Below are 13,914 nucleotides of genomic sequence, written 5' to 3' on the forward strand. Positions count from 1 at the left end.
TTGAACCGTCCGGTTCGGCTTGGCATGGTCCCCGCCATGCTGCTCGACTCCCTCATGGTGAAGATCGCGCTGATCGGGCTGCTCGGCATCGGCGCGCAATGGGTGGCCTGGCGGACCGGCAAGCCCGCGATCGCGCTGATGCTCATCACCGGCGTACTTGCGGGGCCCGTGCTCGGGCTGATCGACCCGCGGCGCGACTTCGGCGCGCTGATGGAACCGATGGTCAAGCTCGCGGTCGCCGTGATCCTGTTCGAAGGGGGCTTGAGCCTCAATTTCCGTGACCTGCGGCAAGCCGGCGGTCCGGTGCTGAGGCTCGTCGTGATCGGCGCGCCGCTCGGCTGGGCGCTGGGAACGGCCGCAGCCTATTATGGTGCGGGGCTGTCCTTCGGGGTCGCCGCGCTGTTCGGTGGCATATTGGTGGTGACGGGCCCGACGGTGGTGCAGCCGCTGCTCCGTCCGCTCGCCATCAGTCCGCGCGTCAAGAACACGCTCAAATGGGAAGCGATCGTCAACGACCCGATCGGCGCGCTGCTCGCAGTCTTCATCTATGCCTGGATCACATATGGTGGCGAGCAGGCCGACATCGCGGCGATCGGCTTCGATGTGCTCGCGTCGACCTTTGTCGCCGGCCTGCTCGGCGCGGGGCTGGGTTTCGCGATCAGCTGGCTGTTCCCGCGCGGCTATGTCCCCGAATATCTCAAGGCGCCGATCCTGCTCGTTACGGTGATCGCGGGCTTCGTCATCGCCGACCTGATCCAGCATGAAACCGGGCTGGTGACCGTTACGATCATGGGGGTGGTCATCGCCAACCGGCCGATGGCGGCCAGCCATGCCGTGCGGCGCTTCAAGGAGGATCTGACGGTCATCCTCGTCTCGGGCGTGTTCATCCTGATGTCCGCGACGCTCGACTGGGCGACGATGAGCCAGTTCCAGGCGCGCTTCCTGATCTTCCTCTTCCTGCTGCTCTTCGTCGTGCGGCCGGTGACGGTGCTCACCAGCCTGCTCTTCTCGTCGATGCCCTGGCGCGAGCGTCTGTTCATCGCTTGGATCGCGCCGCGCGGCATTGTCGCGGTCGCGATCACCGGGCTGTTCGCATTGCGGCTCGCCGATTACGGCGTTGCCCATTCCGAGGCGCTGATCCCGCTGAGCTTCGGCGTCGTCGTCGCGACAATCTTCGCGCACGGCTTTTCGGCGCGCTGGCTCGCCGAAAGACTCGGCATCGCCACGAGCGAGCGCAGCGCTGTGCTGATCGTCGGCGCGAACGACTGGACCAACGGCTTCGGCGCGATGCTCAAGTCGCTCGGTCTTGGGGTGACCATCGCCGATCCATCCAAATTCGCGCTGCGCTCGACACGCAAGGCAGCGCTCGAGACCTGGCAGGGCGATGTACTCGACGAGGACGCACAGGATCATCTCGATCTCGGCGGCTATCAGCATGTCGTCGCGGCGAGCGACAACGATGCGTATAACGCGCTGATCTGCGCCGAGCTCGGCCCCGAAATCGGGCTCGACCGCGTCAGCCAGATCTGCGCCGACCGGCCCAATGCACCATCGACGTCGCGCGGGCGCGTGCTGCTCGAAGGCGGGCTGACGATGGACGAACTGCTGACGCGGACCGCCGATGGCTGGAGCTTCAGCCGCACGCGGATCACCGACAGGTTCGGCTATGGCGATTTCCGCCGCAAGCTGCCCGAGGGCGCCGAGCCCGTCGCGGTGCTCAAGCCCGACAGGCGGCTGCTCTTCTTTTCGACCAGCGCCCGCCCGCTGGTCGAGCCGGGCGATATCGCGATCAGCTTCGTGCCCCCCGGGGCGCCGGCGCGACCGCGCAGGGCCGCCGAGGATCCACCGGCCGCGGCGGAGCTGCTGCTCTGATCAGGCGGCCTTGCGGCCTTCCAGCTCGCCGCTCGCGGCCTCGAGCATGCGGCGTTCGAGCGCCTTCAAACGCGCGGCGCCCTCGATCTTGTCGCCGATCAGATCGGTTATGTAGAAGGTGTCGACCGCGCGCTCGCCATAGGTGGCGATGTGCGCCGAGTGGATCGTCACCTTGGACTGGAAGAGCGCATAGGCGAGCGCGTTCAAGAGCGCGGGCCGGTCGCGCGCATTGACCTCGACCACGGTGTAGCGGTTCGACGCCTTGTTATCGATGAGCACCGCGGGCGCGATCTCGAACGCCTCGGCGCGCGTCCGCACCAGCGGCTTCTGCGCCAGCCGGTCGGCAAGCTTGTGCCGGTTGGCGAGCGCATCCTCGATCGCGGTTTCGAGCCGCTTCAGCCGCTGCGGCTCGTCGAGCGGACGCCCGAGCGGATCCTGGACGAGGAAATTGTCGAGCGCCATGCCATCGCGCGTGGTGTGGATACGCGCGTCGATGATGCTGCCGCCCGCCAGATGGATCGCGCCCGCGACGCGGTAGAACAGCCCCGGATGGTCGCTGGCATAGACCGTGACGAGCGTCGCGCCGCGCTCGGGATAGACCTGCGCCTCGATCGAAAGCGGGCTATCCCCCGCAGCCGCGATCATGCGCGCATTGCGTTCGAGCACATCCGCAGGCTCGGCGATCCAATAGGCGTCGGTCACCTTTCTATTGAACCTGAGCATCTCGGCGTCGCTCCAGCCCAGCACCTCCTGCAGCGCAGCCTGCTTCGCGGCAATGCGCTCGGCGCGCCCTTTCTGCTTGTGCCCGAGGCGGAGCATCTCCTCGGCCGCCTCGAACAGGTCGGTCAGCAGCTGCCGTTTCCAGCCGTTCCACACGCCGGGCCCGACCGCGCGGATATCGACCACGGTCAGGATCAGCAGCAGCCGCAGCCGTTCGAGGCTCTGCACCTGCTCGACAAAATCGAGGATCGTCTTGAAGTCGGCGAGGTCGCGCTTGAAGGCGGTGGCGGACATCAGCAGGTGCCAGCGCACCAGCCACGCGACGGTCTCGGTTTCCGCCAGGGTCAGTCCGAAGCGCGGACAGAGCCTTTTCGCGACCTCGGCGCCGAGCACCGAATGATCGCCCCCGCGCCCCTTGGCGATGTCGTGGAGCAGCACCGCGATGTAGAGCACACGCCGCGAGACGAGCTGGTTGGCGATTACGGTCGAAAGCGGATGCTCGTCGTTGAGCGTCCCTTTCTCTATCTGCGAGAGCAGACCGATCGCGCGGATCGAATGCTCGTCGACGGTATAATGATGGTACATGTCGAACTGCATCTGCGCGACGACGCGGCCGAAATCGGGAACGAAGCGGCCGAAGACCGTCGCCTCGTTCATCCAGCGCAGCACCGTCTCGGGATCGCGCGGGGAGGTCAGCACGTCGAGGAACAGCGCGTTGGCGCGCACATCGTTGCGGACCTCGGCATCGATCAGCTTGGCGTCGCGCGCGGCCGCGCGGATCGCGAGCGGATGGATCTCGAGGCCATGCCGGTCCGCAAGCGCGAACATCTCGATCAGCCGCACGGGGTCCTTCGCGAAGAAATCCTCGTTCGGCAGCGCCAGTCGGCCGCGTTCGAGCACAAAGCCGTTGAGCTTGCGCGGACTGCGGCGGATCATCGGCAGCCCGAAGCGGCGCCCGCGTGCGGCATGGCTCTCGTCAAGATGCGCGAGGAAGACGCCGGTCAGGTCGCCGACCTGCTTCGCGATCAGGAAATAATGCTGCATGAAGCGTTCGACTGCGGACTTGCCCGGCCGGTCGGCGTAACGCATGCGCCGCGCGATCTCCGGCTGGAAGTCGAAGGTCAGCCGCTCTTCGGCGCGACCCGCGATGCTGTGGAGATGGCAGCGCACCGACCAGAGGAAATTCTCGGCCTTCTGGAACTGGCGCAGCTCGTTCTTCGTCAGCAGCCCCTTGTCGACGAGCTCGGCGACGGTCGGCACGCGGTAGATATATTTGCCGATCCAGAACAGCGTGTGGAGATCGCGCAGACCGCCCTTGCCCTCCTTGATATTGGGCTCGACGACATAGCGGCTGTCGCCCATGCGCTTGTGGCGGAGGTTCCGTTCTTCGAGCTTCGCGGCGATGAAGGCGCGGCCGGTGCCCGCCATCACCTCATTGGCGAAGCGGATGCTCGCCTCGTCATAGAGCGCCTGGTCGCCCCAGACATAGCGCGCCTCGAGCAGCCCGGTGCGGATGGTGATGTCCGATTTCGCCATGCGCACCATCTCGTCCAGCGAGCGGCTCGACTGGCCGACCTTCAGCCCCAGATCCCAGAGCGTGTAGAGCATCGATTCGATGACCTGCTCGGTCCAGCCCGTCTGCTTCCACGGGGTGAGGAAACCGATATCGACGTCCGAAAAGGGCGCCATCTCGCCGCGGCCATAGCCGCCCACCGCGATCAGCGCGATCCGCTCGGCCGCGGTCGGGTTGTTGGTCGGGTAGAGCCGCTTGGTCGTGAAGTCGTAGAGGAGCCGCAGCAACTGATCGATCAGGAAGGCCTGCGCCGCCGCGGCCTCGCTGCCGCGCGAGGGATGCTCGCGCAGCCGCCGCGCAATCTCGGCGCGGCCGTTGTCGAGCGCGTGCTTGAGCTGCGCGACCATCGCCTGCCGCAGCGCGGTGGTATCGCCGCTGCCGGGCAGCAGTTCGGCGAGCACGTCGGACAAGGCGCGCCGGTCGACGATGGCGCGGCGCTGGGGAATGCTGTCGAAGCGGACGGACATGGCGTCAGTCTAGTGCAGTTCGCGCGGAAGCGGGAACCGCTTTTTCCCGGCATCCGGCAAGCTTAGCTTCGTCGAACTTCACGAACTTCACGCGTATCGCCATCAAATTTCGCCCTATCGCCGCCACGGACAGGCGGCTTCCCGGCGAGCATGACAGCAAGATCGCGTGTAGGACAGCCCGGCCACCGGTCAGCCTTCGGCGGCAAGCGCCTTGAGCCGATAGAGCGCGTCGAGCGCCTCGCGCGGGGTGAGCGCATCGGCATCGAGCCCGGCGAGCGCATCGCGCAGCGCGTCCTTCGCCTCCTCGGGCGGTGCGGCCATCGCGGCGAAGAGCGGCAGGTCGTCGAGCCCGGCGGCGAGCCCGCCGGTCTGGGCGCGGCCCGCCTCGAGCTTCCTGAGCACCTCGTCGGCGCGGCGGAGCACCGGCGGCGGCAGTCCGGCGAGCTTGCCCACCGCGAGGCCGTAGCTGCGATCGGCGGGGCCGTCGGCGAGTTCGTGGAGCAGGACGAGATCGCCCTTCCATTCGCGCGCGCGGACATGATGGAGCGACAGCGCGTCAAGCCGTTCGGCGAGCCGCGTCAGCTCGTGATAGTGCGTCGCGAACAGGCAGCGGCTGCGGTTGATGTCGTGGACCGCCTCGACCACCGCCCACGCAATCGCGAGCCCGTCATAGGTCGAGGTGCCACGCCCGACCTCGTCGAGGATGACGAAGCTGTGTTCGGTCGCCTGGGCCAGGATCGCCGCGGTCTCGACCATCTCGACCATGAAGGTCGAGCGGCCGCGCGCGAGATTGTCCGAGGCACCGACGCGGCTGAACAGCCGGTCGACCAGCCCCAGCGTCGCTTGGCTGGCGGGAACGAAGCTCCCCGCCTGCGCAAGCACCGCGATCAGTGCGTTCTGGCGCAGGAAGGTCGACTTGCCGCCCATATTGGGGCCGGTGACGAGCCAGAGCCGCTGGCTTTCCGCCAGCCGGCAGTCATTGGCGACGAAGCGCTCGCCCGCCTTTTCGACCGCGCGCTCGACCACGGGGTGGCGGCCATTCTCGACCTCGAAGACGGGATCCTCGACGAGCCCGGGGCGCGTCCAGCCGCCCTCGGCGGCGCGCTCGGCGAGCGCCGCGGCGACGTCGAGTCGCGCGAGCGCATCGGCGGTGCGTGCGATCTCCTCGCGCCGCGCGAGCGCCTCCGCCGTCAGTTCCTCGAGATGCGCGGCCTCGGCGGCCAACGCGTGCGCGCCCGCCTGGCCCACGCGCAGCGCCTGTTCGTGGAGCTCGGGCGCGTTGAAGCGGACGACGCCCGCGAGCGTCTGGCGATGCGTGAAGCCCGATTCGGGGCGCATCAGCACGTCGGCCGATTTGGCGGGCACCTCGACATGATAGCCGAGCACGCCATTGTGGCGGATCTTCAGGGCCGCGATGCCGGTCTGCTCGCGGTAGCGCGCCTCGAGTGCCGCGATCGCGCGGCGGCCGTCGCCACCCACCCCGCGCAGCTCGTCGAGCGCGGCATCATAGCCTTCGGCGACATAGCCGCCCTGCGCGGCGTCGATCGGCGGGGTCGCAACCAGCGCGCGCGACAGGTGATCGACGAGCGCACCATGCCCGTCGAGCAGCGGTAGCAGGCGTTCGAGCAGCACCGGGGGGCTGGCGACGCGACCCAGCCGCTCGCGCAGCAGCCGCGCCTCGCCCAGCCCGTCGCGAAGCTGGCCGAGATCGCGCGGGGACCCCCTGCCCGCAACGAGGCGCCCGAGCGCACGGCCGATATCGGGCAGCGCCTTCAGCGCGCCGCGGACATGATCGCGCAAGCCGCCGTCATCGCAATAATGCTGGACGAGATCGAGCCGTTCCTCGATCGCGAGCCGGTCGGCGAGCGGCGCGCCGATATCGGCGGCGAGCAGCCGTGCGCCCGCGCCGGTAACGGTGCGGTCGACATTGTCGAGCAGGCTGCCCGCGCGTCCGCCGCCGCTGGCCTGGGTCAGCTCGAGGCTCTCGCGCGTCGCGGCATCGATCATCATGTGCCCGTCGACCGCGCGCCGCACGGGGGGCTGGAGGAAGGGCAGCGTGCCCTTGCCGGCATGGTCGAGATAGGCGACGAGCCCGCCCGCCGCCGCCAGTTCGGCACGGTCGAAGCCGCCAAAGCCGTCGAGCGTGGCGACGCCGAACAGCGCCTTCAGCCGGGCTTCGCCGCCTGTGCTGTCGAAATCGGCGCGCGGGCGGGCAAAGGCGCCATCGGGCCAGTGCGCCGCATTTTCGGCGACGACGATTTCGGCGGGGTTGAGTCGCGCAAGCTCGGCGCCGAGCGCCTGCGGCTCGATGCGGGTCACCTCGAAGCGCCCCGTCGAGATGTCTGCGGCGGCAAGGCCAAGCGCGCCGCCCGCCTCGCCGAGCGCCACGAGCCAGTTGGCGGCGCGCGCGTCGAGCAAGGTTTCCTCGGTCAGCGTCCCCGCGGTGACGACGCGGATGATCGCGCGCCCGACCAGTGCCTTGGAACCGCGCGCCTTGGCCTGCTCAGGCGTTTCGATCTGGTCGGCGATCGCGACGCGGTGCCCCGCCTTGATCAGCCGCGCCAGATAGGCCTCGGCCGAATGCGCCGGCACGCCGCACATCGGGATGGGCTTGCCGTCATGCTCGCCGCGCGCGGTGAGCGCGATGTCGAGCGCCGTCGACGCGATCTTCGCATCGTCGAAGAACAGCTCGAAAAAATCGCCCATGCGGTAGAAGAGCAGGCAATCCTGCGCATCGGCCTTGAGCGCGAGATATTGCGCCATCATCGGCGTCGGGGCGGAAGAGGCGGCGGCGGGTGGTGGCGTTTGCTTGTTCATGGGCTCGCGCTGCTGATACCGGCTAATTTCCACTTTGCCAAAGGTAGCCTTGACCGTTTTTTCCGCTTAGAGCGAGGCGAATCCCAGCAACCCCCACCGGCGCTTGCCGTAACGGCGGCACATTACCCGGGCAGCGTACAAGGATCATCGAATGAGCGAAGGCAGCAACGTCAAATTCTCCGAAAAGGAGGCGCTGCTCTTCCACTCGCACGGCCGGCCGGGGAAGATCGAGATCATCGCGTCCAAGCCGATGGCGACGCAGCGCGACCTGAGCCTTGCCTATTCGCCGGGCGTCGCGGTCCCCGTCCGCGCGATCGCGGAGGATCCCGCGACCGCCTATGACTATACCGCCAAGGGCAACCTCGTCGCGGTGATCTCCAACGGCACCGCGATCCTCGGGCTCGGCAATCTCGGCGCGCTCGCCTCCAAGCCCGTGATGGAGGGCAAGGCGGTGCTGTTCAAAAGATTTGCGGATGTCGATTCGATCGACCTCGAGGTCGACACCGAGGACACCGACGCCTTCGTCAACGCGGTCGCGCTGCTCGAGCCGAGCTTTGGGGGGATCAACCTCGAGGACATCAAGGCGCCCGAATGCTTCATCATCGAGCAGCAGCTGCGCGAGCGGATGAACATCCCCGTCTTCCATGACGACCAGCACGGCACCGCGATCATCACCGCCGCCGGCCTTATCAACGCCTGTCTGCTGACCGGGCGGAAGATGGAGGAGATCAGGGTCGTCGTGAACGGCGCGGGTGCAGCCGCGATCGCCTGCACCGAACTGATCAAGGCGATGGGCGTGCGCCACGATCATGTCCTGATGTGCGACCGCAAGGGCGTGATCACGACGGACCGCGAAGGCGTGAACCAGTGGCAGTCTGCGCATGCGGTTGCAACCGATCGCAGCACGCTGACCGAGGCGCTGGTGGGCGCGGACGTGTTTTTGGGCCTTTCCGCGGCAGGCGCGCTCAAGCCCGAGATGGTCAAGGACATGGCGCCCAAGCCGATCATCTTCGCGATGGCCAATCCCGATCCCGAGATCGCCCCGCCCGAGGCCAAGGCCGCGCGTCCCGACGCGATCATCGCGACGGGCCGCTCGGACTATCCCAACCAGGTCAACAACGTTCTCGGCTTCCCGTTCATCTTCCGCGGGGCGCTCGACGTGCGCGCGACCGCGATCAACGACGAGATGAAGATAGCGGCGGCCAATGCGATCGCCGAGCTCGCGCGCCAGCAGGTACCCGAGGAGGTCGCGCTCGCCTATGGCGGCATGGCGCACAGCTTCGGCCCCGATTACATCATCCCCGCGCCCTTCGATCCGCGGCTGATGGAGGAAGTGCCCGCCGCGGTCGCCAAGGCGGCGATGGATTCGGGCGTGGCGCAGAAGCCGATCCTCGACATGACCGCCTATCGCCAGTCGCTGAAAGCAAGGCTCAATCCCACCACCTCGGTGCTGACGCTCGCCTATGAGGCGGCGCGCGCGCATCCCAAGCGCGTGCTGTTCGCGGAAGGGGAAGAAGAGGTCGTGCTGCGCGCCGCGATCCAGTTCCGCGACGGCGGCTACGGCATCCCCGTGCTGGTCGGACGCGACGACGTCTATGACAAGCTGCGCGCGATGGGGGTCGACGATCCCGAGAGCTTCGAGGTGCACAACAGCGTCCATTCGAAGCTGGTGCCGCAGATGGTCGAGTTCCTCTACGCGCGGCTGCAGCGCCGCGGCTATCTCAAGCGCGAGATCGAGCGCATGGTCAATCGCGACCGCAACATCTTCGGCGCGCTGATGCTCCAGCTCGGCGAGGCCGACGCGATGATCACGGGCGTGACGCGCACCTATTCGCGCACGATGCGCGAGGTCCGCAAGGTGATCGACCCGCGCGCGGGCGCCACGCCCTTCGGCATCCATGTCCTTGTCGGGCAGAGCCATACCGTCTTCATGGCCGACACCACGGTCAACGAGCGGCCCAGCGCCGAGGAACTCGCGGATATCGCGGAAAGCACCGCCGCGGTCGCGCGCCGCATGGGGCATGAGCCGCGCGTCGCCTTCCTCTCCTATTCGACCTTCGGCAACCCCGAGGGTACGTGGCTCGAAAACCTGCGCGCAGCGGTGGCGCTGCTCGACGCGCGCGGCGTCAGCTTCGAATATGAAGGCGAGATGGCGCCCGACGTCGCGCTCAACCCCAAGGTGATGGCGAACTATCCCTTCAGCCGGCTTTCGGGACCCGCAAACGTCCTGATCATGCCGGGGCTGCAATCGGCCAACCTCTCGGCCAAGCTGCTGCGCGAGCTGGGCGGCGATTCGGTGATCGGGCCGATGCTGGTCGGCATGGAAAAGCCGATCCAGGTCACGACGATGTCGTCGACCGCCTCCGAGCTGGTCACGCTCGCGGTGCTCGCCGCCGCCGGGATTGCAGGTTAGGTCAAATTTCCCGTGTCATCCCCGCGAAAGCGGGGATCCATGCGATCGGTGCCGCTTGGCGCGTTTCACAAACATCGTCTGGATTCCCGCTTTCGCGGGAATGACAGCAAAGGGTTGTTGCGCGGCTTAGGGCGTATTCGGCGTCGCGCCGCCCATGCCCGGGGCGCCGACCGCGCCGATATTGCCGAACAGCTCCTCGAAGAAGCCGCGTTCGCGGCCGAGCGTCGGGGTCTTGTCGCCATCGGGATGGATCGAGACGATCTTTTCGAGGCCCTCACGCTGAACCGCGGCGACATTGCCCGCCTGGTCGAAGCGGATATGCAGGATCGTCTGTTCGGTGGGCCGGGGGTTCGAAAAGGCGAGCTGCCGCGTCTGCCGCGAGACATAATACCAGTCATTGGGATCGAACTGCCCCACAAAGGTCGGGCGGCCGAGCGTGCCCTCGACCGAATCGCGGTTATCGACACCGGGCTGGATGCCCTGGATCAGCTGGTTGTCGACGATATAGCCCTGGTGCGCACGGATGCGGGTGCAGCCGCTCGTCGCGATCAGCGCCACCATGGCCGCCGCGATCATCGGCATCGCCCTTTTCGTCATCACCATTTTTCCGGCCACTCCTCGAATCTGCGCAATTGCGTGGCGCCGCCCATTGCAAGGCGCGCGTCATGCCTCAATATGCGCAGGATTGCCGCGCGACAAGGGCGCGCCACACCGGGAGCAGATTGAACCGTGTCGATTTTGAGCCGCCTTTTCACGAGGCAGAGCGGGCGCGATGCGCTGGTGCCGCTCTACACCAGCATCGTCGACGCCGCGCGCGACCCCGCCTGGTATCTCGAAGGCGGCGTTGCCGACACGCTCGACGGGCGCTTCGACATGGTCGCGGCGCTGCTCTCGATGGCGCTCGTCCGGCTCGAGCGCGAGGGCAAGCAGGGCGCCGACCACTCGGTGTTGCTGACCGAGATCTTCATCGACGACATGGATGGCCAGCTGCGCCAGATCGGCATCGGCGACATCATCGTCGGCAAGCATGTCGGCAAGATGATGAGCGCGCTGGGCGGGCGCCTCTCCGCCTATCGTGGCGCGATCGCGGGCGAGGAAAGCTGGGAGGAGGCGCTCGCGCGCAACCTCTATCGCGGCGCCGCCCCCGACGCAGCCGCGCTCGGCTTCAGCGCGGCACGGATGCGCGAGATCGCCGCGCAGCTTGAGGCGACCGATGCGGCGGCGCTGGTCGCCGATGGATTCCCGCGGCCATGAGCGCGCCGCTTCCCGAATTCAGCCGCCTGGTCCGCGTAGACACGATCGGCGACCGCCCACGGACGATCGAGATCGCCGCCGACGAGGCCGAGCGTGGCGCGCTCGCCAGGCGCTTCGGGCTGATCGCGATCGCGCGGCTCGAGGGCAGCGCGGCGCTGGTGCGCGTCGCAGGCGGCATCGGCGCGACCGGCCGGATCACCGCCGACGTCGAGCAGGCTTGCGTCGCGACGGGCGAAAGCGTCCCCGCGACGATCGACGAGCCCTTTGCGCTCAAGTTCGTGGCGGAGAGCGCCGAGCTTCCCGCCGACGAGGTCGAACTGAGCGAAGGCGAGCTCGATGTCATCGATTTCGACGGTCAGGCGGTCGATCTTGGCGAGGCTCTGGCGCAGACGCTCGCGCTCGCGCTCGATCCCTTTCCGCGCAGCCCCGATGCCGATCAGGTGCTGAAGGCCGCGGGTGTACTGAGCGAGGAGGAGGCGGGGCCGTTTGGCGCGCTCGCGGGGCTCAAGCAGTCGCTGGAGAAAAAGGGGCGATAGGACTGCTCCGCGCGCCGGCCGCCGCGAATCATACGCAATTGCTATGCGACGGCGCGGCACCGCGTCTCGAATCCCTATTTCGGTAGCTATAAATCGGCCTGTGGTCGCGCCGGATAGCGCGGCGCGCAATGCCGCGCCTGTCCGACGCGCTTCACAGGAGTGACGTCATGGATCTGGTGTTGAGGCTGTGTGGGCTGGCGGCGATCGGCGTGTCATTGGCGACCGGGCTGCTGCTCGGACATCTGGGTGGGGCGGGCCGGCCATATGATCCGACCGCGCTCGAATATCTGATGGCGGCGCTCAGCTTCGCCTTTGCCAGCATCGGCGCGGCGCTGCTGATCTGCGGGAAGAAGCTGCTCGACTGCCCGCCGGTCTCGCGCCGCTGGCGGCATTACCGCTGATCGAACAGCGCCTTCAGCTCCTTTTTCAGGATCTTGCCATTGGCGTTGCGCGGCAATGTTTCGGCGCAGAACAGCACGCGCACGGGCGCCTTGAACGCGGCGAGTCGCGCGCGCACCCAATCCTGAAGCTCCGCCTCGCTGGCGTCCATGCCGGGTGCCAGATGGACGACCGCGGCGGGCTCCTCGCCCAGCGTGCGGTGCGGCAGGCCGACCAGCGCGGCGTCGGTCACCGCGGGATGGTCATAGAGGATGTTCTCGACCTCGCTTGAGTAGATGTTCTCGCCGCCGCGGATGATGATGTCCTTGGCGCGGTCGACGATATAGCAGAAGCCCTCCTCGTCGAGCCGCCCGAGATCGCCGGTGCGCACCCAGCCATCGGTGAAGGTGGCGGCGGTGGCGTCGGGCTTGTTCCAGTATCCCGCGACGATCTGGGGGCCCTTCGCCCAGATCTCGCCGACCTCGCCCAGCGGCAGCGTGGTGACCCCGTCTTCCGCAACGATCCTGAGTTCGGCTACGGGCACCGCGGGGCCGCAGCTTTCGGGGCGATACTGATAATCCTCGGCGATGTGGCTCGTCACGGTCGCTGAGGTCTCGGTCATGCCCCAGCCATTGCCGGGCATGCAGCCGAATTCGGCCTGGATGCGGCGGACCAGTTCGGGCGCAGACGGCGCGCCGCCATAGCTGATCACTTCGAGACTCGAGAGGTCGTAATTGCTGCGCTCGGGATGTTCGAGCAGCTGCCAGGCGATCGTCGGCACCCCGCCCGTGCTGTTGACGCGTTCGCGCTCGATCAGCGCAAAGGCCTGCACCGTGTCCCATTTGCGCATGAAGACGAGCGTCGAGCCGCCGAACACCGCGCCCATCAGCGCGGCGTTGCACGCGGTCACGTGGAACAGCGGGATGACGAGCAGCAGTGTCTTGGGGGTCGCGGGCGCGGGCATCTCGCCCCGACGCAACGCGGCGCGCGCGCTGGCATAGCCGGTCGACAGGATATTGGTCAGGATGTTGCGGTGCGTGCCGAGCGCACCCTTGGGGTGCCCCGTCGTTCCCGAGGTATAGAAGATCGTCGCGGCGTCATCAGGGGCGACCGCGACCTCGGGCAGCTCCGCATCGGCGAGGCCGGACCAGCCATTTGCATCCCCAAGCAGCACCTCGAGAAGCTCGGCGCCTGCGATGGGCTGCGCCGATCGGCTGACGATCACATGCGTCAGATCGGGGAGGGCAGCGAGATGCGGAGCGATGCGCGCGTGCCGCTCGGCATCGCAGATCAGCAGCCGCGTCCCCGAATCGGCGAGCGCATATTCAAGCTCGGCCCCCGTCCACCACGCATTGAGCGGCACCGCGATCGCGCCGATCGCGGTCACGGCGAAGAAGGCGACGGGCCATTCGGGCAGGTTGCGCATCGCGATCGCGACGCGATCGCCCTTACCCACGCCGCGCGCGACGAGCGCATGCGCCAGCGTCGCGGTTGCGCGGAAAAAGGCGTCGTAACTGACGCGTTCGTCCTCGTGCACCGCAAAGGTCCGCTCGCCGTGCGACCGGCCGATCCGCGCGAGCGCGGCAACCGTCGGCGGCACGTTCTTCCACGTCCGCGTGGGCACGCCGCGGATCACGACCTCCTCCATCTCAAACGGCGCGCCCGGCGCGCACAACATCGCCTCGATCTGATCCAGCGAATGGGCGGGCCAGGCCTGCTGCGCTGCGCCGCGCTGTTCCGCATCAGCCATGTTGCTCTCCGTTCCTGATTCGAGTTTTTCTCGAATCTCTTGATCCTCTCTACGATATGGAGGATTTGCCTTACTCTCAACCCACGTTGCCACAGAACGCTTCGGCAATTTGAATTCACGGTATGGCCGGCGCA

General features: G+C 67.6%; 9 protein-coding genes. 5 read left to right on the forward strand and 4 right to left on the reverse strand.

Translation table 11 applies throughout. The features are described from left to right. Positions 1-36: 36 nt before the first annotated feature. Complete coding sequence (locus AC3WJD_RS02270; protein WP_492744147.1) at positions 37-1,872, forward strand: cation:proton antiporter; 1,836 nt, start codon at positions 37-39, stop codon at positions 1,870-1,872. Here the strand turns inward: AC3WJD_RS02270 and AC3WJD_RS02275 are convergent, their stop codons facing one another. Further along, entirely contained in the window at positions 1,873-4,632 is a 2,760-nt protein-coding gene (locus AC3WJD_RS02275) for a [protein-PII] uridylyltransferase (RefSeq protein ID WP_492744149.1), read from the reverse strand. It lies immediately after the preceding gene. A 189-nt stretch (positions 4,633-4,821) separates the two neighbouring features. Beyond that, a complete protein-coding gene (mutS, locus tag AC3WJD_RS02280; RefSeq protein ID WP_492744151.1) occupies positions 4,822-7,449 on the reverse strand; it encodes a DNA mismatch repair protein MutS in 2,628 nt (875 codons plus the stop codon). A gap of 151 nt (positions 7,450-7,600) precedes the next feature. Between mutS and AC3WJD_RS02285 the strand changes: the two genes are divergently transcribed. Then, positions 7,601-9,862 carry an NADP-dependent malic enzyme gene (locus tag AC3WJD_RS02285; RefSeq protein ID WP_492744152.1) on the forward strand — a complete coding sequence of 754 codons (2,262 nt, stop codon included), beginning with the start codon at positions 7,601-7,603 and terminating at the stop codon, positions 9,860-9,862. Positions 9,863-9,988: 126 nt separating this feature from the next. Here AC3WJD_RS02285 and AC3WJD_RS02290 read toward each other — a convergent pair whose 3' ends face one another. Then, positions 9,989-10,459 carry an outer membrane protein assembly factor BamE gene (locus AC3WJD_RS02290; RefSeq protein WP_492744154.1) on the reverse strand — a complete coding sequence of 157 codons (471 nt, stop codon included), beginning with the start codon at positions 10,457-10,459 and terminating at the stop codon, positions 9,989-9,991. A 132-nt stretch (positions 10,460-10,591) separates the two neighbouring features. Between AC3WJD_RS02290 and AC3WJD_RS02295 the strand changes: the two genes are divergently transcribed. The 3 genes from AC3WJD_RS02295 to AC3WJD_RS02305 all read left to right on the forward strand — a co-directional run bounded on the left by AC3WJD_RS02295 (position 10,592) and on the right by AC3WJD_RS02305 (position 12,053). Next, a complete protein-coding gene (locus tag AC3WJD_RS02295) occupies positions 10,592-11,116 on the forward strand; it encodes a ubiquinol-cytochrome C chaperone family protein (protein ID WP_492744156.1) in 525 nt (174 codons plus the stop codon). Further along, positions 11,113-11,652 (forward strand): YceD family protein, encoded by a 540-nt coding sequence (locus AC3WJD_RS02300; RefSeq protein ID WP_492744158.1) that lies wholly within the window; start codon positions 11,113-11,115, stop codon positions 11,650-11,652. The genes AC3WJD_RS02295 and AC3WJD_RS02300 overlap by 4 nt, the downstream gene beginning before the upstream one ends. 167 nt (positions 11,653-11,819) lie before the next feature. Next, positions 11,820-12,053, forward strand: coding sequence for a hypothetical protein (locus tag AC3WJD_RS02305; RefSeq protein WP_492744159.1), 234 nt, complete (start codon positions 11,820-11,822; stop codon positions 12,051-12,053). Here AC3WJD_RS02305 and AC3WJD_RS02310 read toward each other — a convergent pair. Next, entirely contained in the window at positions 12,044-13,780 is a 1,737-nt protein-coding gene (locus tag AC3WJD_RS02310) for a class I adenylate-forming enzyme family protein (protein ID WP_492744161.1), read from the reverse strand. The genes AC3WJD_RS02305 and AC3WJD_RS02310 overlap by 10 nt on opposite strands. Positions 13,781-13,914: the final 134 nt, after the last annotated feature.

Source organism: Sphingobium sp. FW306-1B-F04DB (assembly GCF_058781925.1).